Origin of the sequence: Streptomyces olivoverticillatus (genome assembly GCF_014203555.1) — a bacterium.
In the GTDB taxonomy this organism is placed as follows: Bacteria; Actinomycetota; Actinomycetes; order Streptomycetales; family Streptomycetaceae; genus Streptomyces; species Streptomyces olivoverticillatus.
Genome location: NZ_JACHJH010000001.1, coordinates 351,995 through 375,223 on the forward strand (window position 1 = coordinate 351,995; position 23,229 = coordinate 375,223).

The following is a 23,229-nucleotide window of genomic DNA, read 5'->3' on the forward strand; positions in this document are numbered from 1 at the left end:
CATCTACGCCCGTAGCTTCATAAATGACATGGTCACACCAATGCGGCGTGCATTGCGCCGCGGCTCCATTCCCCCCACCATGGCCTCGGAGGCACGTCATGCCCGAGCACCACTCCGGCCGAGCCCGCCGAATTCCCCCCACACTGGCGGCCGGCCTCATCTCGCTCCTGGCCGTACTAGCCTTACTCGTCACTCTGCCCGGCACCGCCACGGCGGGCGGGGTCAAACGGCCCGTCCACCCCGACCGGGACTGGATGGGCGTCACCATCCGCGCTCACGAGGACGGCGCGGGGCCGTCCGCCGCCGCACAGCTGACGGCGTCCGTCGAGGGCGTCGACGTCAGCAGTCACAACGGCAGCGTCTCGTGGTCCTCACTGTGGAACAGCGGCGTGCGCTTCGCCTACGCCAAGGCCACCGAGGGCACGAGCTACACCAATCCCTACTTCACCCAGCAGTACAACGGCTCCTACGACAGGGGCATGATCCGAGGCGCGTACCACTTCGCCCTCCCCGACAACTCCAGCGGCACCTCCCAGGCGAACTACTTCGCCGACCACGGCGGTGGCTGGTCGCGGGACGGCAGGACGCTGCCGGGCGTACTCGACATGGAGTACAACCCGTACGGCGACACGTGCTACGACATGAGCGCGTCCGAGCTGGTCAGATGGATCGGCGACTTCGTCGACCAGTACCGCTACCGCACCGGGCGGGACGCGGTGATCTACACCTCCACCACCTGGTGGAAGAAGTGCACCGGCAACAACGGTGGCTTCGGCTCGGTGAATCCGCTGTGGATTCCGCGGTACTCCTCCTCGGCGGGGGAACTCCCCTACGGCTGGGACTTCCACACGATATGGCAGTACACCGACTCGGGCCCGACCGTCGGTGACCACAACCGCTTCAACGGTTCGCTGAGCAGGCTCCAAGCTCTCGCCAACGGCTGACGCGGTCGGGTCCCCGGCACGGGCACCGGGCCCCCGGCGCATCGGCGCCGGGGGCCCACAGCCATGCCTCGGGATCAGCCGCAGTTGCCCGCCGGGCGGTTGCGGGTGACCAGGTCGGTGGAGCCGGTGGTGCCGTCGATCCACACCACCCGGCGGTCCCCGGCCGCCGCGGCCGAGACCTGCTCACCGCGGTTGCAGGAGACCCGGCCCGCCACGGAGCCGTCCGTGGAGAGCTGCCACAGCTTGGACATGGTCTCGTTGCGGTACTTGGTGTCCGGCAGCTGCGAAGTGACCGTCACCGCCGTCTCGGAGGCCGTCAGACCGACCGGAATGAGGGCGCCCTCGCCGGTCTCCTTGCGGATGTCCACCACATCCGAGCCGTCGAGGCCGGCGCGGCGCACCGCCGCCTGCCCCTGGTCCAGCACCTCGTCGGCCAGCCAGAAGACGTACCGGCTCGTGATGCCCGTCTGGCCGATGCCCTGCACCGTGCCCAGCTGCTTCATCAGGGTCTTCTTGCCGTCCTTGAGGTCCAGCACCTCCACGCCCGTCGTGAAGGAGCCGTCCTGCTGGTAGGCCTTCGCGTAGGCGATCCGGCCGCCCGAGAGGGACGGCAGGGCCGAGCCCACGTCCGCGCCGCCGCCGTCGACCCACGTCGGCTCCTTGTCGCCCGCCTTGAGGTAACCCACATGGCGGCCGCCGAACAGGTTCATCTTCTCGAAGACCGTCACCGCGCCCTCGACGCGCAGCCCGGCGATGTCGTCCGTACTCGTGCTGTAGAGCTTCTTGACCGGTCCGCCGGCCAGCGGCCGGGAGAGCACGTCCACCCCGGCCGTCCCGTACGCCGCCCACACCACGGTCTTCCCGTCGGTCGCCGGGTTCACGTGGTAGCGGCCGTCATTGGGGCTGATCAGCTTGGGTGCGCCCGAGCCGTCCGTGCGCCCGGCCCAGATGGAGTACGCCTCGGTGCCGTCGTCGTTGGACTTGCTGGTGGCCCACCAGCCGCCGCCCGCGCCCACGCCGGAGCCCGCGGTGTTGAGCTTGCCGAGCAGCTGGTCACTGTCGACGCCGAGGGCCTCCTCCCAGTTGGGGACGATGCCGTGGGCGTTGAAGGAGCGCTTGACGGTGTTCAGTTCCTTGGCGGAGACCTTGAGGTCCCTCGCGGCGGCGAGCACCGCGTTGCGGCCCTCGGTGAAGCCGTCGAGCGGGGTCATGTACTGGGTGAGCGCCTTGTAGGCGATCCGGTCGGCCAGGGTGCGGCCGAGATCCTCGCGGATGTCCCACAGGGCGCCCGAGAAGATGGTGGAGTTCAGGTGGACGCCGCCGTTGTCGGTGCCGAAGCCGACGCCGAGGAAGTTCTTGGAGGTCGTCGCGCCGTCGTTGAGGTCGCGCAGGGCGCACTCCCGGCGGGACTTCGTCCGGCACAGGTCGCCGCCGAGCAGGCCCGCCTCCGGGTCGTCCATGGACATGCCCTTGGCGTCCACGGCGATGGCGTTGCCGAAGTAGTCGGCGAGGGCCTCGTTCATGGCGCCCGACTGGCCGGCGTAGACCAGGTTCGCCGTGTTCTCCACGACGCCGTGCGTCATCTCGTGGCCGACGACGTCCAGGTCGGCGGAGAGCGTCTTGTACTCCTTGTCGCCGCCGCCGTACACCATCTTGGTGCCGTCCCAGAAGGCGTTGACGTACGGCAGCCCGAAGTAGGTCACGCCCACCAGGGAGTTGATCGTCCCGCCGCGGCCGTCGAGGCCGTCGCGGCCGTGGACCTTGCGGTAGTAGTCGTACACCTTGCCGGCGGCCCAGTGCGCGTCGACCGCGCCCGCCTCGGTGGCGTCCTTGCCGAAGGCGGGGTTCGGCGAGCCGAACTCCTTGATGCCGTCCGGCCAGCGGCCCGACGCCTCGCCGACGTCCTTGCCGCGGGCGTCCCAGGTGCTGATGAGGTTCTTGCTGGTGTCCCACATCCGTGCGTGGTCGCGCATGATGTACTCGCCGCGCGCGGTGTCGAAGAACAGGCCGAGCTCGACGGTGGTGCCGTCGTACTTGACGCCGGAGCCGGCGACGCCGGGGTGGTGGCCCTCGTCGCCGCCCGCGGCCTTCGCCTTCGCCGCTTGCGCGGACTTGGCGGACTTGGGGGCGCCGAAGGTCTTGATCCCGCTGTACTGCAGCACCGGATATCCGGCCTTGGCGTCGACGTACACCTCGCGCAGCACGGGCTCGCCGGTGGCCGGGTCGGTGCCGCGGACGGTGACGTGCTGCGTGAGCACCCCCGCTCCCCGGGGGAGGACGACCAGGCCGCGGGCGGTGCCGGTCAGCGCGGGCGCCTTCGCGTCCTGCTCCGGCTTCGCCAGCCGCTTCCCGCCGAGCTGCGCGGCGGTCGCGGCCACGGCGCGGCGCACGGCGAGGTCTTCGCCGACGTCGGCCTTGGTGTCGGCCTTCAGGGCGGTGAAGTACTTGCCGGAGGTGCCGGTGACGACGCGCTTGCCGTCCTTCTTCTCCATCCGGACGACGTACTGTCCGCCCAGGACGTCGACGCCGCGGTGCTTCTGCTGGAGCCGGACGGTCTCGGAGGTGCCGGTGCTGACGGTCTGCACGGGCTTGAGGTCGCGGCCGGGATCGGCGATGCGGTAGCGGCTCTTCTTGTCGGCGAGGTGCCCACGGGCGGCGTCGGCGGCGCTGCCGGTGGCCTTCGCGCCCTCACGGATGCCGTCGACCAGGGAAGGGGTGGAGGTTCCCTTCCCCGGAATCACCTCGACGGGGTCGCCCCCACCGGACACCGCCTGCGCCGGCACCGCGGACACGACAAGGGCGGCAGCACCGATCAGCGCTGCCGCCCCTGCTATGCCGGAAGTTCTGCCGGCGGATCTCGCGGAACGTGCTCTGGGCTTACGCAAGGAGTTCCCCCTCCGTACGTGCCATGTATTGCGGTCGCGGCATATGCAAGCCGTGAGACGGCGGGGGATCAATGGTGCGTACGGTCCGGGGGGCGACTTTCGGCCGGGTAGCGGGTGGCTGTGCGCGGCCCGTGCCGCGCGGTCCCCCACCCCCGTGGGGGGACCGTGCGGCACGGCGCGGGTCAGGCGTCGACGGGCTCCCAGGCCGGGCCTTCGCCGTCGGTCCGTACGCGGCCGAAGACCACGTCCGCGAAGTGGGCGCCGAAGCCGAGCGTGTTCGGCTCGGACATCTCCTCGACCAGGCGGCGGCGGAAGACCGCGGCCTCCTCCGGGTCGTGGTCGACGGCCGCCGGCCATTCGGGGCGGTCCGCCTGGACCGGGGAGTGCATCGCGTCGCCGAAGGCGATCAGGCGCCGGCCGCCGCCCGTGACGACGTACGCGGCGTGGCCCGTGGTGTGGCCGGGGGTGAGCATGACGTGGACGCCGGGGAAGATCTCCTCGCCTTCCGCCACGGTGCGGACCTTGGGCTCCATCAGCGCCGTCATCTCCTTGGTGATGCCGTGCTGCTCCAGGAGGTGACGGTGCGTCCACTCCGGTTCGGCCACCAGGTGGTCGGCGTGGGCGAAGGCGAGGGTGCCGGTGCCCGGGACGGGCAGCCAGGCCCAGCCGATGTGGTCGATGTGGAGATGGGTGAAGGCGACCGCTTCGATGTCGGCCGGGGTGCGGCCGAGCCGGGCGAGGCTGTCCAGCATGGCGCCGCCGGATATCTCGCCGAGGCGGCCGCCCGGCACGGCCGGGCGGGGCTGGGGGCCGAAGCCCACGTCGATCAGGAGGGCACGGTCACCGTGCTCCACCAGCAAGCCGCCGACGCTGCCCACCAGATAGCCCGAGTCGTCGAGGTATTCGGGGTGGGCCGCCCAGTCCTCGTCGGTGGTGGTGGGAAACCAGCCGCGCGGCGAGATCTGGGCGGCACCGTCCGGCACGAACGTGACCTTGGTGTCGCCGAGGTGCAGGGAGCGGAGATCCGACGGGCGGATCAGGCGGGATACCGAGTTGGTCATGTTGCAGCCAACACCCCGTCAGGTCCCCGCATTCCCCGCCTATGCGGCGACCGCCACCTCCGCCGTCGCCGGCGTCAGCGCCAGCTCCAGGACCTGGCGGACGTCCGAGACGGCGTGGACGTCCAGCTTCTCCAGCACCTCCGCCGGGACATCGTCCAGATCCGGCTCGTTCCGCTTGGGGATGATCACCGTGCTGACGCCTGCCCGGTGCGCGGCGAGCAGCTTCTGCTTCACGCCGCCGATCGGCAGCACCCGCCCCGTCAGCGACACTTCGCCCGTCATCGCCACGTCCGGGCGGACCTGGCGGCCGGACAGGAGGGAGGCCAGGGCCGTGGTCATGGTGATGCCGGCGCTGGGGCCGTCCTTCGGGACCGCGCCCGCCGGGACGTGCAGATGGACGCCGCGCTCCTTGAAGTCGCCGACCGGCAGTTCCAGTTCGGCGCCGTGGGAGCGGAGGAAGGACAGGGCGATCTGCGCGGACTCCTTCATCACATCGCCGAGCTGGCCGGTGAGGGTCAGGCCCGCGCCGCCGGTCTCCGGATCGGCGAGGGACGCCTCGACGAACAGCACGTCACCCCCCGCCCCCGTGACCGCGAGACCCGTGGCCACGCCGGGGACGGCGGTGCGCCGCTCGGCGGGGTCCTGCGCGGACTCCGGCGTGTGGTGCGGCCGCCCGATCAGCGGACGCAGCTGGTCCGCGCCGATGGTGAAGGGGAGCTCCTGCTCGCCGAGTTCGTGCTTGGCCGCGACCTTGCGCAGCAGCCGGGCGATGGCGCGCTCCAGGTTCCGTACGCCGGCCTCGCGGGTGTACTCGCCGGCGAGCCTGCGCAGGGCGCCGTCCTCCAGCCGGACCTCGCCCGGCTCCAGGCCGGCCCGCTCCAGCTGGCGGCGCAGCAGGTGGTCGCGGGCGATGACGACCTTCTCGTCCTCGGTGTAGCCGTCGAGGCGGACCAGCTCCATGCGGTCCAGCAGCGCCTCGGGGATGGCCTCCAGGACGTTGGCGGTGGCGAGGAAGACCACGTCGCTCAGGTCGAGTTCGACCTCCAGGTAGTGGTCCCGGAAGGTGTGGTTCTGTGCGGGGTCGAGGACTTCCAGCAGGGCCGCGGCCGGGTCGCCGCGGAAGTCGGAGCCGACCTTGTCGATCTCGTCGAGCAGGACGACCGGGTTCATCGAGCCGGCTTCCTTGACCGCCCGGACGATGCGGCCGGGCAGCGCGCCGACGTACGTGCGCCGGTGGCCGCGGATCTCCGCCTCGTCGCGGACGCCGCCGAGCGCGACCCGGACGAACTTGCGGCCCATGGCGCGGGCGACCGATTCACCGAGGGAAGTCTTGCCCACGCCGGGCGGGCCGACGAGCGCCAACACCGCGCCCCCGCGCCGCCCGCCGACCACACCCAGCCCCCGGTCGGCGCGCCGCTTGCGCACCGCCAGGTACTCGATGATCCGTTCCTTGACGTCCTCCAGGCCCGCGTGGTCCGCATCGAGCACGGCCTTGGCGCCGGGGATGTCGTAGGCGTCCTCGGTGCGCTCGTTCCAGGGCAGCTCCAGGACCGTGTCCAGCCAGGTGCGGATCCAGCCGCTCTCGGGGCTCTGGTCGGAGGCGCGCTCCAGCTTGCCGACCTCCGTGAGCGCCGCCTCGCGGACCGTCGAAGGCAGGTCGGCGGCCTCGACGCGGGCGCGGTAGTCCTCGGTCTCGCTCTCCGGGCCGCCGCCCAGCTCGGCGAGCTCCTTGCGGACGGCCTCCAGCTGGCGGCGGAGCAGGAACTCGCGCTGCTGCTTGTCGACACCTTCCTGGACGTCCTTGGCGATGGACTCGGCGACGTCCTGCTCGGCGAGGTGGTCGCCGAGCCACTTCACGGCGAGCTTGAGCCGCGCGACGGGGTCGGCGGTCTCCAGGAGCTCGACGCGCTGGGCCACGGTGAGGAAGGGCGAGTAGCCGGAATTGTCGGCGAGCTGGGAGACGTCCTCGATCTGCTGGACGCGGTCGACGACCTGCCAGGCGCCGCGCTTGCGCAGCCAGCTGGTGGCCAGCGCCTTGTACTCCTTCATCAGCTCCTTGACCGCACCGGGCAGCGGGTCCGGAGTGATCTCCTCCATCCGGCTGCCCTCGACCCACAGCGCGGCGCCGGGCCCCGTCGTACCGGCCCCGATGCGCACGCGCTGCACGCCGCGGATGAGCGCGCCCGGGTCGCCGTCGGAAAGCCGGCCCACCTGCTCGACCGTGCCCAGCGCGCCGACCCCGGCGTACGTCCCATCGACCCGGGGCACCAGCAGCACGCGCGGCTTGGCGCCGCCGGAGGCCGCTGCCTGGGCCGCCTCGACGGCCGCCCGGACCTCCGCGTCGGTCAGGTCCAGCGGTACGACCATGCCGGGCAGCACCACCTCGTCGTCGAGCGGCAGCACGGGCAGGGTGAGCGGTGTGGACGTCGAAGCCATGATCTCCCCTTCGGCAGGCAAATTGAGCGCAGCCGACTCAAGGCTGAGCCAGTGCCTGTTCAATGCCCGGGGAGGGTCTGATGTTCCCGGCTCTGCGTTCGCTGTGAGCGATCAACGATCGCGGACGGCGCCCGGCGCGACGGGGGCGGCCTCGGTGCGCTGCTCCGGCACCCGGGGAGCCGGCACGGTCGGTACGGGCACGGTGGGCACGGTCGGCACGGCCACCGGCTCTTCCGCAGACGCCGACGGCCCCGGCCCCGGCGGGCGCTCCTCATCGCGCAGCAGCGACCGGCAGGCGATCCCCGTCAGCAGGGCGATGGGGTGGCCCCAGCTGGAGAGCGGGTCCACGAGCTCGGTGAGGTCCCGGGCGCACATGGCACCGGCCACACCCAGCAGCGTCCACTTCGCCGCCGGCCGCAGCAGCCCGGCCAGGGCGCCCACGCAGGCCATCAGGCCGAAACTGATGCCGTAGTCGAGCCGGTGCAGCGAGGCCTCCGGCAGCCGCCCCGCGGCCACGGCGCCCGCCACCGGCAGCTCGGTGGCGAGCGTGGCCAGGACGTGCCCCACCAGGAAGACCCCGGCCGTGCGCGCCGCCCCGACCCGCCGCTCCAGGGCGCTCACCACCAGCCCGAAGGCGAGCCCGTACACCGAGTAGAGGCCGCCCGCGACCCACAGGGCGCTGGCGATCAGCACCAGCAGCGGCTGGTCGGCCAGGTGCGCGGCGTCCGTGCTGGACTCGCGCAACAGCTGATGGACGGTGGCCTGGTCGCCGAAGTCCGCGTAGACGGCGGTGCCCAGCAGGATCAGGCCGTAGCAGAAGGTGAAGGGCGTGCCGAGCGGGGTGGGCAGCAGCCGGGCGGCGCGGCCGAGGGCGGAGCGGGCGCGGCGCCATCGCGGCCGCCGGGGGGCCGCACTCGGGTCGGCGTCAACCGCGGTCACTCGGCCGGGCCCCTTTCGCCGGGCACTTCCTGCTGTCAGGGAGCAGCCTGCTGTCCGGGAGCGGTCCAACCGCCGCCCGCGCTAGGAACATTAAGGTGCACAGCCGGGCGCCGGATCAACCTCTGGCCGTGACTCCCGTCACCGTTGTCGACTTCTTGACGCCCGGCCGCGTCGGCCGGGTTCCTATGTGCAGTACCGAACCGTGCAGGAAGGCAGGGCCCGCATGACCGTCCCGTACCTCGATTTAAGCCCTCGCGGCGGCGACGAGCCGCCCGTCACCGTGGAGCGCCGCGAAGGCCCGTACGGGGAGGTCGTGCTCCGGCGCAGAGGGGCGGACCCGGCCGTCTACGAGATCATCGCCAACGGCTGCTTCCTGATGGACACCGCCGACGGCCGCTCCGAGCGGCTGCTGGTGGACGCCGCGCTCGCCGCGCTGCCGGCCGCGCGCCCGGCCCCGTCCGTGCTGATCGGCGGGCTGGGGGTGGGCTTCTCCCTGGCCCGGGCGGCCGCCGAGCCGCGCTGGGGCCGGATCGCCGTCGTCGAGCGGGAGCAGGCGGTCATCGACTGGCACCGCACCGGACCGCTGTCGGCGATCTCGGGCGAGGCGCTCGCCGACCCGCGCACCGAGATCCTGCACACCGACCTCGTCGCCCATGTGTACACGGCGGATGCCGTCTACGACGCCTTGTGCCTGGACATCGACAACGGGCCCGACTGGACCGTCACCGAGGACAACGACGGCCTCTACTCCCCCGCCGGGCTGGCCGCCTGCCGGGAGCGGCTCACGCCCGGCGGGGTGCTCGCCGTGTGGTCCGCACAGCCCTCCGCCCCCTTCGAGGAAGCCCTCCGGAATGCCGGATTCGCCGGGGTAAAAACCAAAGAGATCACCGTTGCCCGAGGCGTCCCGGACGTCGTTCACCTCGCGGTACGCGCCGCGTAGCCGCGCCCGCCCGGGTGCCCGTACCCTGCCTTCCACAGCTGCAGGGCTGGCAGGAACCAGGGCACGGGAAGACGCTAGGGGCGGGGCGCATGGAGCACACACACATCGGCCCGAACGGCGCCGCGGCCGCTGCCGGGGCACAGCGCCGGGTGCTGGTCGTCGAGGACGACCGGACGATCACCGACGCCATCGCGGCCCGGCTGCGGGCCGAGGGCTTTCAGGTACGCACGGCGGGCGACGGGCCCGCGGCCGTCGACACGGCGGAGGCGTGGCAGCCGGACCTGCTGGTCCTGGACATCATGCTGCCCGGCTTCGACGGGCTGGAGGTCTGCCGCCGGGTGCAGGCGCAGCGGCCGGTGCCCGTGCTGATGCTCACTGCCCGCGACGACGAGACCGACATGCTGGTCGGGCTCGGCGTCGGCGCGGACGACTACATGACCAAGCCGTTCTCCATGCGGGAGCTGGCGGCGCGGGTGCACGTGCTGCTGAGACGGGTGGAGCGGGCGACGCTCGCCGCCCACACCCCGCGCAGCGGCATCCTGCGCCTGGGCGAGCTGGAGATCGACCACGCGCAGCGCAGGGTGCGGGTGCGCGGCGGTGACGTGCATCTGACGCCCACCGAATTCGACCTGCTGGTGTGCCTGGCCAACACCCCGCGCGCGGTCCTCTCCCGCGAGCAGCTCCTGGCGGAGGTGTGGGACTGGGCGGACGCCTCCGGCACCCGGACGGTGGACAGCCACATCAAGGCGCTGCGCCGGAAGATCGGCGCGGAGCGGATCCGTACGGTGCACGGCGTGGGGTACGCGCTGGAGACACCCGCGGCATGAGCGACGCACGCACGGCGGGCGGAGAAGCGAATGAGTGAAGACACCGCATGAGCAGGGAAGGGCCCGGCCCCGGGCTGGGGAGCCGGGTGTGGGAGGCGCTGCGGCCGCTGGATCCGTACCGGTCGGTCAAGGCCGCGCTGGGCGCGCTCGTGGTCGGGTCGGTGGTGATCACCACGTTCCTGGTCTTCGTCGCCATCCACTCGGCGACCGAGATCCGGGTGATCACCGTCTTCTCGATCATCGCTTCGCTGCTGATCACCCAGTTCGTGGCGCACGGCCTGACCGCGCCGCTGGACGAGATGACCGCGGTCACCCGGGCGATGGCCCGGGGCGACTACAGCCGGCGGGTGCGGGTGGGGCGGCGCGACGAGTTCGGCGACCTGGCGGACGCGTTCAACCGCATGGCGGCCGACCTGGCGGCGGTGGACACCCACCGCAAGGAGCTGGTCGCCAACGTCTCGCACGAGCTGCGCACCCCGATCGCCGGGCTGCGGGGCGTGCTGGAGAACGTGGTGGACGGGGTCTCGGCGGCCGACCCGGAGACGATGCGCACCGCGCTGCGCCAGACCGAGCGGCTGGGCCGCCTGGTGGAGCAGCTGCTGGACCTGTCGCGGCTGGACAACGGGGTGGTGCCGCTGCACGCCCGGCGCTTCGAGGTGTGGCCGTATCTGGCCGGGGTGCTCAAGGAGGCCGGGATGGCCTGCGCCAGCGGCTCCTCGCCGCGCGCCCGCAAGGACGTCCACCTGCACCTGGACGTCTCGCCGCCGGAGCTGACGGCGCACGCCGACGCCGAACGGCTGCACCAGGTGGTGGCCAATCTGGTGGACAACGCCGTCAAGCACAGTCCCCCGCACGGCCGGGTGACCGTGCGGGCCCGGCGCGGCGAGGGCGCCCAGTCGCTGGCGCTGGAGGTGGTGGACGAGGGGCCCGGCATCCCGGAGTCCGAGCGGCACCGGGTCTTCGAGCGCTTCAACCGCGGCTGCACCGGAAAGCAGGGCCAGGGGCCGGGCAGCGACGGCGGTACGGGCCTGGGGCTGGCGATCGCCCGCTGGGCGGTGGACCTGCACGGCGGGAGCATCGGCGTGGCCGAGTCCCCGCGGGGGTGCCGCATCCGGGTCACTCTTCCGGGCGGGCCGCGGGAGGCGACCTGACGTAGGGTCGGTGGTGGGAGCACACATTCACCCGGATGTGGGGCAGGATGCCGCTTACCCAGGAAATCCCGGAGAACCTGAACCAATCAGAACCCCCGGGTTTTCCCGCCCTGTCATGCCCCGAAACCCCGCGGTGAGTGTGACTTAGGCTACGGCTGGCCCGGGTGGCCTGCATCAGGGGTCCGGACAGGCGTAGCCTTTATTCCCGCTGTCCACCACCTTGTGAAGCGGAAGAGGGCGGTTGCCGCCGTGTCGCCACAGTCCCCCAGTAACTCGAGCATCTCGACCGATCAAGACGGGCAGGGCAAGAGCCCTGCTGACGTGTTCGGTCCCAATGAGTGGCTCGTCGACGAGATCTACCAGCAGTACCTCCAGGACCCGAATTCGGTTGATCGTGCCTGGTGGGACTTCTTCGCCGACTACAAGCCGGGCACCACTCCGCCGAAGGCGGTGATCGAGGGCACGGCTCCGCAGGCCGCCCCGGCCCCCGCCGCCCCGGCCCCCGCCGCGCCGGCCGCGCCCGCGGCCCCGGCTGCTCCGGTCGCGCCCGCTGCTGCGGCTGCGCCCGTGGCCCCGGCGCCCGCTCCGGCCGCGCCCGCCGCGCCGGTGGCGAAGCCCGCGCAGGCCGCCCCGGCCGTCGCCCCGACGAAGCCCGCCGTCGCCAAGCCCGCACCGGCCAAGCCGGCCGAGCCCGCGACCGGCGCGGAGTACCAGGTGCTGCGCGGCCCCTCGGCCGCCGTCGCGAAGAACATGAACGCCTCGCTGGAGCTGCCGACGGCCACGTCCGTCCGCGCCGTTCCGGTGAAGCTGCTGTTCGACCAGCGCATCGTCATCAACAACCACCTCAAGCGCGCCCGGGGTGGCAAGGTCTCCTTCACGCACCTCATCGGCTACGCCATGGTGCAGGCGCTGAAGCTGATGCCGTCGATGAACCACTCCTTCACGGAGCGGGACGGCAAGCCGACCCTCGTCAAGCCCGAGCACGTCAACCTGGGCCTGGCGATCGACCTGGTGAAGCCGAGCGGCGACCGCCAGCTCGTGGTCGCGGCCATCAAGAAGGCCGAGACCCTGAACTTCTTCGAGTTCTGGCAGGCCTACGAGGACATCGTCCGCCGCGCCCGCGTCGGCAAGCTGACGATGGACGACTTCACCGGGGTCACCGCCTCGCTGACGAACCCCGGCGGCATCGGCACCGTGCACTCCGTGCCGCGCCTGATGCCCGGCCAGGGCCTCATCATCGGCGTGGGTGCCATGGACTACCCCGCCGAGTTCCAGGGCACGTCGCAGGACGCCCTGAACAAGATGGGCATCTCGAAGGTCATGACCCTGACCTCGACCTACGACCACCGGGTCATCCAGGGTGCCGCCTCCGGCGAGTTCCTGCGGATCATGCACCAGCTGCTGCTGGGCGAGAACGGCTTCTACGACGAGATCTTCGAGTCGCTGCGGATCCCCTACGAGCCGGTCCGCTGGCTCAAGGACATCGACGCCTCGCACGACGACGACGTCACCAAGGCCGCCCGCGTCTTCGAGCTGATCCACTCCTACCGGGTCCGCGGCCACGTCATGGCCGACACCGACCCGCTGGAGTACCGCCAGCGCAAGCACCCCGACCTCGACATCACCGAGCACGGGCTGACCCTGTGGGACCTCGAGCGCGAGTTCGCGGTCGGCGGTTTCGCGGGCAAGTCGATGATGAAGCTGCGCGACATCCTCGGCGTGCTGCGCGACTCGTACTGCCGCACCACCGGCATCGAGTTCATGCACATCCAGGACCCCAAGCAGCGCAAGTGGATCCAGGACCGCGTCGAGCGCCCGCACGCCAAGCCGGAGCGCGAGGAGCAGCTGCGGATCCTGCGCCGCCTGAACGCGGCGGAGGCCTTCGAGACCTTCCTGCAGACGAAGTACGTCGGCCAGAAGCGGTTCTCCCTGGAGGGCGGCGAGTCCGTCATTCCGCTGCTGGACGCCGTGCTGGACGCGGCCGCCGAGTCCCGCCTGGACGAGGCCGTCATCGGCATGGCCCACCGTGGCCGCCTGAACGTGCTGGCCAACATCGTCGGCAAGTCCTACGCGCAGATCTTCCGCGAGTTCGAGGGCAACCTCGACCCGAAGTCGATGCACGGCTCCGGCGACGTGAAGTACCACCTGGGCGCCCAGGGCACCTTCACCGGCCTGGACGGCGAGCAGATCAAGGTCTCGCTGGCCGCCAACCCCTCCCACCTGGAGACGGTCGACCCGGTCGTCGAGGGCATCTCCCGTGCCAAGCAGGACATCATCGGCAAGGCCGGCACGGACTTCACCGTCCTGCCGATCCAGCTCCACGGCGACGCGGCCTTCGCGGGCCAGGGCGTGGTGGCCGAGACGCTCAACATGTCGCAGCTGCGCGGCTACCGCACCGGCGGCACCGTGCACATCGTCATCAACAACCAGGTCGGCTTCACCGCGCCGCCGGAGTCCTCGCGCTCGTCGATGTACTGCACCGACGTCGCCCGGATGATCGAGGCGCCGATCTTCCACGTGAACGGTGACGACCCGGAGGCCGTGGTCCGCGTCGCGCGGCTCGCCTTCGAGTTCCGCCAGGCGTTCAACAAGGACGTCGTCATCGACCTGATCTGCTACCGCCGCCGGGGCCACAACGAGTCGGACAACCCCTCGTTCACCCAGCCGCTGATGTACGACCTGATCGACAAGAAGCGCTCGGTGCGCAAGCTCTACACCGAGTCGCTCATCGGCCGCGGCGACATCACCCTGGAAGAGGCCGAGCAGGCCCTGCAGGACTACCAGGGCCAGCTGGAGAAGGTCTTCGTCGAGGTCCGGGACGCCGACACGACCCCCGCCCCCGCCGAGGTCCCGGCCGCGCCGCAGGACGGCTTCCCGGTCGCGGTGAACACCGCGATCTCCCAGGAGGTCCTCAAGCGGATCGCCGAGTCGCAGGTCACCACGCCGGAGAACGTCACGGTGCACCCGCGCCTGGTGCCGCAGCTGCAGCGCCGCGCCGCCAGCATCGAGGACGGCACCATCGACTGGGGCATGGGCGAGACCATCGCCTTCGGCTCGCTGCTGATGGAGGGCACCCCGGTGCGCCTGGCGGGCCAGGACTCCCGCCGCGGCACCTTCGGCCAGCGCCACGCGGTGCTGGTGGACCGGGAGACCGGCGAGGACTACACCCCGCTGCTCTACCTCTCCGACGACCAGGCGCGCTTCAACGTCTACGACTCGCTGCTCAGCGAGTACGCGGCGATGGGCTTCGAGTACGGCTACTCGCTGGCCCGCCCGGACGCGCTGGTGATGTGGGAGGCGCAGTTCGGCGACTTCGTCAACGGCGCCCAGAGCATCGTGGACGAGTTCATCTCCTCCTCCGAGCAGAAGTGGGGCCAGACCTCCGGCGTCACGCTGCTGCTGCCGCACGGCTACGAGGGCCAGGGCCCGGACCACTCCTCGGCCCGCGTCGAGCGCTTCCTCCAGCTGTGCGCGCAGAACAACATGACGGTCGCCATGCCGACGCTGCCGTCGAACTACTTCCACCTGCTGCGCTGGCAGGTCCACAACCCGCACCACAAGCCGCTCATCATCTTCACCCCGAAGTCGATGCTGCGTCTGAAGTCCGCGGCGTCCAAGGCGGAAGAGTTCACCAGCGGCGAGTTCCGCCCGGTCATCGGCGACGCCACCGTCAACGCCAATGACGTGCGCAAGGTCGTCTTCTGCTCCGGCAAGGTCTACTACGACCTGGAGGCCGAGCGGGTCAAGCGCGGCGCCATGGACACCGCGATCGTCCGCATCGAGCGCCTGTACCCGCTGCCGGGTGCGGAGCTCCAGGCGGAGATCGCCAAGTACCCGAACGCCGAGAAGTACCTGTGGGCACAGGAAGAGCCGGCGAACCAGGGTGCGTGGCCGTTCATCGCGCTCAACCTGATCGACCACCTGGACCTGGCGGTCGGCGCCGACGTCCCGGCGGCGGAGCGGCTGCGCCGGATCTCCCGGCCGCACTCCTCCTCCCCGGCGGTCGGCTCGGCCAAGCGGCACCAGGCGGAGCAGGCTGCGCTGGTCGCGGAGGTCTTCGACGCGTAGTGGCCGTCCGGCCCGGTTGTGAGGGGGCCCGCACCGATTTCGGTGCGGGCCCCCCGTCGTTTTTCGGGGCTCCGCCCCGGCCCCCGGTCCTCAATCGCCGGACGGGCTGGAATTCAGCCGATGTACGGCTCGAAGTCCCAGTACGGGCGCACCCGGTGGCGGGCCGAGACCGTGTGGGGGTGCTGGGCGCCCAGGGTGCGGGTGAAGCGCTGGAGGGCGTCCTCCTCGACCTTGCCCGCCTCCTCGTGCTCGCGCAGGCCCCGTAGGTCCATGGCCAGGGCCACCTCGCAGGACAGGGTGAACGGGTGGTCCTCGCCCAGCGCGCGCCGGGCCCGGCGCAGGGTGCCGCGGCTGAGCTCCTGGGCGCTGTCGAGGCGGCCGGCGAAGTTGCGGCCGGCCGCGGCGTTGAGGGCGCAGCCCAGCACCCAGGGGTGGTCCTCGCCGAGGGTGGCGGACAGGCCGGCGTAAGCGGCCTCGAACATGGTGAGGGCCTCGGCCCGCTCCCCGGCGGCCTGCAGGACCAGGCCGGTGTTGGAGAGCATGCCGGTGCTGATGGGGTGTGCGGGGCCGAGGAGTTCGCGGAAGGCGCTCTCGCCCTCGGCGATGAGGTCCTTGGCGTGGTCGAGGTCGCCGTGTTCGCGGGCGAAGTTGCCGTAGTCGACGACGAGGCCGACGGTGGCGTAGTGCTTGCGGCCGTGGACCTGTTCCATCTGTTCCAGCAGGCTGGCCATCATCTCGCCCATGTTCTGCAGGACGCCGGCCCGGCGCTCGCACAGAGCGAGGTTGTGCCGGGCGCGCAGGGTCTGCGGGTGCTGGGGGCCGAGGACCTGGATGTGCAGCCGCATGCCGAGCTCCTGGCGGGCCAGCGCGTCGCGGTAGCGGCCCATCAGGCGCAGGTCGCGGGCGCAGGCGATGCCGGAGACGAGGGTGGCCGCGTGCCGGGCGCGCAGCTGCGTCTCGCGTTTGCGCAGGGTTTCGAGGTCGATGTCGTAGGCCTCGGCGTAGCGGCCGAGCAGCCGCAGGCTCACACCCAGGTTGTGCTGGGCGAGGAGGGTGGCGTAGTCGTCGGGGCCGAGGAGTTCGAGGGCGGACTCCAGGACCTCGCGCTGGATCTGGAGGGCTTCGGAGTACTGGCCGAGGTAGCGCAGGTCGGCGGCGAGGCAGCTGGTGGCAGTCATCAGGGCGGTGCCGTCGACGCCGGAGGCGGTGCGCAGCCGTTCGAGGAGCTCGCGGTCGAGTTCGTAGGCGGGGCGGAAGTGGCCGTAGGAGCGCAGGATGTTGCCCTGCTGGTTGGCGAGGTCGAGCATCCGCGGGTGCTCGGGCGGGAACATCTCCGACCAGTGCTCGCGGACCTGTTCGGCGAGCTCCACGCCGACGCGGAACTCTCCGCTGCGGTGGCAGTAGCGCAGCAGGTTGAGCACGGTCTCCTGGACCCGAGCGTCGCTGCTGACGAGGGCGCCGGAGGGCTCCAGGTGGGGCAGCAGCTCGGCGTAGCGGGGCCACAGGCGGCTGTCCTGGGGGTTGCCGGGGTCGGCGGCGGCGAGCATGCGGCGCACCACGCGGCGGTGCAGCTTGCGCTCCTCGGCCGAGGTGAGGCGGCCGACGATGTCATGGACGATCCGGTGCATGTGCACGGATTCCTGCTCGGGGCCGGGGTCGTCGCCGGTGACAGTGGTGCGGGAGTCGCGGGTGAAGACGGAGTAGTTGACGAGGGTGTCCAGGGCCCTGGTCCAGCTGGGCAGGTCGGTGGCGAGCCAGGTGAGGCTCTCAGGCAGGTCGGCGGCGGGCAGGTGGCGGACGAGGCCGATGGGGATCCGGCCGGGGGCGAAGGAGGCGCACAGGGACAGCAGCTCCACGGCGTGGGGCTGGGCCTCGCGCAGCCGGTTGATCAGTATCGACCAGGAGGTGAGGGAGGAGCGCGGCACACCGTCGAAGTCGCCCTGGTCCGCGAGGCCGGACAGCTCTCCGTCGCGCACCATGCGCAGGTATTCGGCGACGTCCATGTCGGACTCGCCGAGCCAGGCGGCGGCCTGGACGAGCGCGAGGGGGATGTCGCCGAGCTCGGCGGCCACCTCGTCGGCCTGCTCGGCGGTGATGCGGGGCGCACGGCGCATCAGGTAGCTGGTGCTCTCCCCGCGGTCGAAGCCGGGGACTTCGAGCAAGGTGATGCCGCACTCGCTCCAGCTGCGGTTGCGGGAGGTGATCAGTACGTGTCCGGGGCCTTCGGGCAGCAGGTCGACGCCGCCCTCGATGTCGTCCCAGCCGTCGAAGATGAGCAGCCAGCGGGCGTACGGATCACCGCGGCGCAGCGCCTCCTGGACGGCACGGATGCGCTCGCCGGGCTCGGAGCCGCTGGGCAGGCCGAGCTCGGGGGCGAGCTCGCCCAGGCGTTCGCGCTGGGTGCCGCGGGTGTCGGAGTTGACCCACCAGATGACGTCGTAGTCGGAGCTGAACCGGTGGGCGTATTCGGCGGCGAGCTGGGTCTTGCCGATGCCGGACATGCCCAGGAGGGCGACGACGGCGGTGCCCTGGGTGGCGTCCGTGAGGTGTTCCTGGAGGCGGTTGAGGAGGTCGTCGCGGCCGGTGAAGCGGACGTTGCGGCGGGGGACCTCGCCCCAGACGGCCGGGGGGTCGTTGGGGTAGCGGGAGCCGGGGCCGGCGGGCAGCGTGCGCCGGGCGGGCCCGGTGGGCAGTTCGAGGCGGGTGAGCAGGCGGCGCTCGGCCTCCTGGGCGCCGATGCCCCACAGGTCGACCGGCTTGAGGACGACGGTGGCGGGCAGCAGGGCGCGGTTGGTGAGGTTGACGGCCGCGAACCGGTCGGCGTTGGCGGCGACGATGCCGCGCAGGGCCTCGCTCCACTCCCCCTCGCGGCGGGGCCCGAGCTGGAAGAACCAGTCGCTGAGGACGAGCAGGAGGCGTCCGGGGGCCAGCAGCAGATCGCCGATGGCCGTCTCCAGGGGGACCTCGCGCGGTGGGTCCCAGCGGTGCAGGTGGACGCTCTGGCCGTGGCTCTCCAGGCGGTGGGCGATCCAGGTGGCCCACGGCCGGTGGAATCCGGCGAAGACGACGACGAAGTGCCGGCTGTCCCCGGCCGATGGGCGCTGCGTGGCCATGCGCACGTCTCCCTTGTCCCTCGTACCCGCGTCGGCCGGGAGGGCCGACGGGCCGCAAGATTACCGTACGTCACCAGGCGGTGACGCACCGCCGATCACCGTCGGCAGCCCGCCTGCCCGCCCCAGAGCGGCGAGGTGCCGTTCCATGCCTACCGCGAACTCCCTGCCTGCGGGAGTCAGTTCACTGGATTCAAGCAGGATGGGCAGCGCCTCCGCGACCTGTCGGCGGTATGAGTCACGGCGCGTCACGGCACCGCGCCGTGCGGTGGGCGTGAGCGCCCGCAGCCGCGCCGTGCGAGCCCAGAAGTCGGCCAGGGCCAGGTGGGCGTAGGTGCCCTGGACGACGCCCGCGAAGGGCCGGGGATCGGCTCGCCAGGCCACCCGGTAGGCCGCCTCCGGCCCGGCTTCGAACAGCGGGACTAGGTCGTGCAGCACGGACAGCTTGCTGTGCTGGGTTTCATGGACGAGGACGTCGGCGAGGTCGGCGGCGGTTCCCGGCAGGGTGGCGAGCACCGCGCCGGGCGCGGCCCGGAAGGTGGCGCTCATGGCGGTGGCGGGGCCGCCGCCGGCATCCGCGCCGGCGAGCGGGACGAGGGAGCGCAGCAGGGCGGTGGTCTCGGCGGCGCGCTCGGGGTCGGCCGTTCTCAGCAGGCTCAGAGCGGCGCGCCAGCGGGGCAGCCAGGGGTCGTCGGCGGTCTCGGACCTGGCGGCGGCGGGCACCGAACGGCGGCCCACGCCCTCGGCCGGGGCGCGGTAGGGGTCGAGGTCGTCGAGGCAGGCGGCGCTGCCGGGCAGCCTGTGCAGGCCCCGCCAGCCGGGGCCGGTGCCCCGGATGCGGCCGCCGGCTCGTCGCAGCAGGGGCCCGGTGCCGCGCCCGTCGGCGGTCAGCCGGGCGGTGTGGCCCCGCGCGGTGATCCGGAAGGCGTCGGCGCAGCCGGTCGCGAGCCCGATGCCGGGGAGCGCGAGGGCGCCGCCGGGTGCGGCCAGGCGGAGCGTGAAGTCCTCGCCCGCGCGCAGGGCGGCGGCCGCGGCGAGGGTGCCGAAGTGGCCGAGAAGGCGGCCGAGGGCCTCGCCGTCGGGGGCGGCCAGGGCGCGGGCGAGCCAGTGCCCGACGGACGGGTAGCCCAAGGTCTCGCGGACCGGGCCGGGGTGGCGGGCCTCGGTGCGCTCCAGCAGCCGCCAGTGGCTCTCGAAGCGCTCCCGGGTGCCGGGGCCGACGGCGGCGGGCTGCCGCTCCAGGCGGGTCAGCAGGGCCTTGAGCAGCACCAGGCGGCGGCTGTGGGCGGCGTCCAGCAGCAGGGTGCGGTCGCCGGGGGCGGACCGGGTCCGCGCCAGGCGCGCCAGGGCCGCGGGGCCCGGGCGCTCCGCGGTCATGCCGTCCCTCCCTCCGGCGCGCGGCACTAGTTGTCCGGATCCCGCCGGGTGACGGCCGGGTCGGCTTCGCGCAGGGCGCCGGCCTCGCCGCCGCCCGAGTACCAGATGTCGGCGAGCGAGGCGGTGTTCAGCAGGGCGCCTTCGACCGCGGCCGCCAGGGCCGGGTCCTGGGTGGCGCGCAGGGTCCGCAGGTCCGTAGAGCCGAGGTCGGGCAGTGGTGGCGTGGCCGCCGCGCGGCCGGATTCCTCCGCCGGGTCGGCGTGGTGACCGGCCGGAGCGGTGTTCGTGTGCTTGAGCACCCTCTTCTCCTCCCTGCCGCGCAGCCTTCCGCCAGGAACGGCCCGCGCGGCTGCACGGTTCTTCCCAACGCCCGTAAAGCGGAAACACGTTCGGACCGGGTCCGGTCATCCGCCGGTAAGGCGTGCGACGCACTGCCGGGTGGTCTGGACCTCGGCCCAGTCCACTTCGGCCAGCCGGGAGGTCAGCTCCCGCCATTCGCGCTGCGCGTCACGGTAGGCGGCCAGGGCCGCCCGGGGCAGCCCCATGCGCTCCAGGGCCGCGCCGTAGCGGTGCAGGGCGCGGGCGGCCGTCACCGAGCCCGGTCCGTCCTCGCCGGGCACGCGCCGGGCCTCCTTGGCCGCGGTGTCGAAGGCCGCCGCCGCGTCGGCCACCGGCACCGTGCCCGCCCGCTCGGCCAGCGCCAGCCGGGCGGTGCCCAGCTCCAGCCATGCCTCGGCCCGCAGGGCACCGTCCGGGGCGCGGCGGGCCGCCTGTTCCAGCAGGTGGCAGCTTTCGTAGAGGTCGGGCAGGAAGCCCTGCCTGCCGAACCGCAGCACCAGGGCGCGGCCCAGCAGGAGTTGGGTGCGCGAACGCAGCGGCGACTTCGACGGGCTGACCGCGAAGGCCTCGCGCAGCACGCCCTCCGCGCGGGCGATCCGCTCCGGGCGCGGGGCCGTTTCGGGGCGGGTGGTGTCCGCGGCGCGCCGCAGCAGCGACTCGCCCCACTCCACGAGCAGTTCGCAGCGCCGGACGCTGTGCGGTCCGGTGAGGGAGACGGCCGCGGCGTACGCCTCGTCGGCCTCGGGCCATGCGGCGGCACCGGCGTGGGCGCGGGCCTGCTCGGTGCGGCAGCGCAGCCGCTGGGCGTCGTCGGCGGCCGCCTCCTCGGCGCGGGCCAGCACGCCGAGGACGTCGGGGGCGGGCGCGGCGGACAGGCGCAGGGCCCGGGCGAGGTCGAGGAGGGCGGCGCAGCGCTGCACGGCGGGGGCGTCGGCCTCCTCCAGGATCCGGCAGGCGGCGGTGAACTCGGCGGCCGCCTCGGTGGCGTACGGGTCCACGCCGTACGGATCCGTGGGGTACGGACGGCCGCCGGGGACCCCGCGGGCCAGGGCGAGGAGCACCCGGCCCAGCCGCAGGTGGCGCACGGCCGTGCCGGCGGGCAGGGTGCGCAGGATGCGCTCGGCGGCCAGCAGGTGGGCGCGGTCGCCGTCGGCGGACCAGCGGGCGTGGTGGACGGCGGCCAGCTCCAGGGCGGCTTCGGTGTGCCGGTCCGTGCCCGGCTCGGTGTGGTCGTAGGCCTCGCTGAGCAGGGTGACGGCCTCCGTCAGGATGGTGTGCAGCCGGTCGGTGTCGTGGCGTACGGACTCGGTCCCGGCCAGCGCGCGCAGCACGCCGCCGAGGACGATGCGGGCGCGTATGTCCTCCGCCGGGTCGTCGGCGTCCAGTGGTCGCCGGGCGGCCGGTTCGGCGTGGGTGCGGGCCTCGTGCAGCAGCGTGGGGTCGGCCTGGACGTGCCACAGGCGCAGCAGCCGTTCGGCTTCGCCGACGGGGCCGCCGACGGCGGGCACGGGCTGGTACCAGCGGACCACCCGGGCGGGGACCTTGGCGAAGAGTTCGGGCTCGGCGGCGAGGGCGGCCTCGGGCGGCACGGCCTCCTGGGCGGCGGGCCGGCCGGAGAGCTGGGCGGCGGCGAGCGCGGAGAAGTTGCGGGCGCCCTTGCCGAAGTGGCGTTCGACGTAGTCCGAGCAGTGTTTGAGCACGAGGGCCGCCGCGCTCTGGTCGAGGTCGTGCAGCAGCATCTCGCGGACGCCGTCGGCGAATTCGTAGCGCGGGCCGGTGACGTCGTCCGGGGCCGAGCCGGCGGGCAGCTCCCACAGCAGGCCGCTGAGCAGCACTTCGGCCAGCTCCATGGGGCCGGTGTCGGGCAGCATGGCCCGCTGCACCACCTGCATCACGGGCAGCGTCAGCGGCACCGCGGCCAGGTGGACGGCGAGGCGCAGCGCACCCGGCGAGGCGCCGGCCCGGAAGGCCCGCAGCAGTTCGTCGGCGCCGCGGGCGTCCTGCCCCCCGGGCGCGGGCCCGGTCCGGGCGGGGTGGTCGGGCAGCAGCCATCCGGCGGCACCGTGCACGACGGTGCGCCCGGGGCCGGACAGCAGCCGGGCCCAGGTGCCGAGCGCCTCGCCGGTGGGCAGCAGCAGCGGTACGGGCAGGGCGCCGGGGCCGGGCGGCGGGCCGTAGCCGTCGGGGTCGAAGCGCAGCTTGCCGCCGGTGGCGGGGTCGCGGGTGAGGAGACCCGCCTCGGCAGGCAGCGCGGTGCGCGGCCACAGCCGGGGCGGCAGGGGCTGGACGATGGCCAGCGGCGAGGTCAGCGCCCAGTGGTGCAGCAGGCGTTGGGCGCGCCCCTCCTGCCACAGGGGGCCCACGCAGTCGCTGATGACCAGGGTGAGGCGGCTGCCGGTGGGGTCGCGGAACTGGTCGGCGGGGCGCGGCCGGTGGTGGGCGGCGGTGCCGGGCGCGGCGGTGGTGCCGATCAGGGGCGTGCCGTCGGCGTCGCGGTGCAGATAGCGCACGCGGACGTCGCGGAAGACACCCAACTGGGCGCAGGTCTGGCGCAGTTCCTCCAGCATCCGCTCCCAGACCACCATGGACGGGGAGGTGTCCATCAGCAGCTGCATGGAGGCGGCGCGCCGTTCGCCGGGCCGGTAGACGGGGTCCAGGACACCGGTGCGGGCGCCGTCCTCGGCGGTGGCGTTCTCGTCGAGGGGGCCGCGCACGGGCGCGGCGAGCGTGCGGTAGCCGCGCAGGGGCCGCAGGGCGCGCTGCAGGCCCAGGAGGCCGGGCAGGGAGGCGGCCATGGGGACGCGTATGGGGAAGGTGGCGTCGACGGCCTGCGGGTGGCTGCCTTCCGCGTAGAGCGAGACCGGTCCCGAGGCCTCGGCGCGGCGCGTGCGCCCGCGGGGGCCCTGGCCCTGGGCCGGGCGCGGGGCGGCGTCCGGCGGCTGCCACGGCGCTTCGTCAGGGGTGGGGTGCGCGGCGGGCCGCCCGGCCTCGGCGGCCGGGTGCCGCCCGCCGTCCGGCTGCCCGGCCGCGGTGACCCACTGGGCCAGCCAGACGGCGTCGGCGAGCTCCTCCGCCGTGAGGTCCAGGGCCGCCGTCCGCAGCCGGGCGACCAGTTGCCCCAGCCGTGGGCCGTGGGGCGCCGTCATCTTTCA

The 23,229-nt window shown here is 73.0% G+C and carries 13 protein-coding genes; 5 read left to right on the forward strand and 8 right to left on the reverse strand.

What is annotated here, in order from left to right:
- The first annotated feature begins 98 nt into the window (after positions 1-98).
- A complete protein-coding gene (locus FHS39_RS01605) occupies positions 99-944 on the forward strand; it encodes a lysozyme (protein WP_184345928.1) in 846 nt (281 codons plus the stop codon).
- A 74-nt stretch (positions 945-1,018) separates the two neighbouring features.
- On the opposite strand, the gene FHS39_RS01610 is transcribed toward FHS39_RS01605, so the two are convergent.
- The 4 genes from FHS39_RS01610 to FHS39_RS01625 form a co-directional block, all read right to left on the reverse strand.
- The gene (locus FHS39_RS01610; RefSeq protein ID WP_184345929.1) at positions 1,019-3,829 is read right to left on the reverse strand and encodes a M4 family metallopeptidase; all 2,811 of its coding nucleotides are present in this window, start codon (positions 3,827-3,829) and stop codon (positions 1,019-1,021) included.
- A 182-nt stretch (positions 3,830-4,011) separates the two neighbouring features.
- Positions 4,012-4,890 carry an MBL fold metallo-hydrolase gene (locus FHS39_RS01615; RefSeq protein ID WP_184345930.1) on the reverse strand — a complete coding sequence of 293 codons (879 nt, stop codon included), beginning with the start codon at positions 4,888-4,890 and terminating at the stop codon, positions 4,012-4,014.
- A gap of 39 nt (positions 4,891-4,929) precedes the next feature.
- Positions 4,930-7,326: an endopeptidase La gene (gene lon / locus FHS39_RS01620; protein WP_184345931.1), complete on the reverse strand. Its 2,397-nt coding sequence runs from the start codon at positions 7,324-7,326 to the stop codon at positions 4,930-4,932.
- A 111-nt stretch (positions 7,327-7,437) separates the two neighbouring features.
- Positions 7,438-8,265, reverse strand: coding sequence for a rhomboid-like protein (locus FHS39_RS01625; protein WP_184345932.1), 828 nt, complete (start codon positions 8,263-8,265; stop codon positions 7,438-7,440).
- 223 nt (positions 8,266-8,488) lie between these two features.
- On the opposite strand from FHS39_RS01625, the gene FHS39_RS01630 reads away from it, so the two are divergent.
- From FHS39_RS01630 to FHS39_RS01645, 4 genes are all read left to right on the forward strand, one after another.
- Positions 8,489-9,205, forward strand: coding sequence for a spermidine synthase family protein (locus FHS39_RS01630; protein WP_184345933.1), 717 nt, complete (start codon positions 8,489-8,491; stop codon positions 9,203-9,205).
- A gap of 89 nt (positions 9,206-9,294) precedes the next feature.
- Positions 9,295-10,032, forward strand: a complete 738-nt coding sequence (locus FHS39_RS01635) for a response regulator transcription factor (RefSeq protein WP_184345934.1) — start codon at positions 9,295-9,297, stop codon at positions 10,030-10,032.
- A 47-nt stretch (positions 10,033-10,079) separates the two neighbouring features.
- Positions 10,080-11,183, forward strand: coding sequence for a HAMP domain-containing sensor histidine kinase (locus FHS39_RS01640; protein WP_184345935.1), 1,104 nt, complete (start codon positions 10,080-10,082; stop codon positions 11,181-11,183).
- Positions 11,184-11,432: 249 nt separating this feature from the next.
- Positions 11,433-15,251, forward strand: a complete 3,819-nt coding sequence (locus FHS39_RS01645; RefSeq protein WP_184345936.1) for a multifunctional oxoglutarate decarboxylase/oxoglutarate dehydrogenase thiamine pyrophosphate-binding subunit/dihydrolipoyllysine-residue succinyltransferase subunit — start codon at positions 11,433-11,435, stop codon at positions 15,249-15,251.
- A gap of 113 nt (positions 15,252-15,364) precedes the next feature.
- On the opposite strand, the gene fxsT is transcribed toward FHS39_RS01645, so the two are convergent.
- From fxsT to FHS39_RS01665, 4 genes are all read right to left on the reverse strand, one after another.
- Complete coding sequence (gene fxsT / locus FHS39_RS01650; RefSeq protein ID WP_184345937.1) at positions 15,365-18,364, reverse strand: FxSxx-COOH system tetratricopeptide repeat protein; 3,000 nt, start codon at positions 18,362-18,364, stop codon at positions 15,365-15,367.
- A 60-nt stretch (positions 18,365-18,424) separates the two neighbouring features.
- Positions 18,425-19,738, reverse strand: coding sequence for an aKG-HExxH-type peptide beta-hydroxylase (locus FHS39_RS01655; protein ID WP_184345938.1), 1,314 nt, complete (start codon positions 19,736-19,738; stop codon positions 18,425-18,427).
- Positions 19,739-19,764: 26 nt separating this feature from the next.
- The gene (locus tag FHS39_RS01660; protein WP_184345939.1) at positions 19,765-20,037 is read right to left on the reverse strand and encodes a hypothetical protein; all 273 of its coding nucleotides are present in this window, start codon (positions 20,035-20,037) and stop codon (positions 19,765-19,767) included.
- Positions 20,038-20,142: 105 nt separating this feature from the next.
- On the reverse strand, positions 20,143-23,223 hold the full coding sequence (locus FHS39_RS01665; RefSeq protein ID WP_184345940.1) for an SAV_2336 N-terminal domain-related protein: 3,081 nt from the start codon (positions 23,221-23,223) through the stop codon (positions 20,143-20,145).
- Positions 23,224-23,229: the final 6 nt, after the last annotated feature.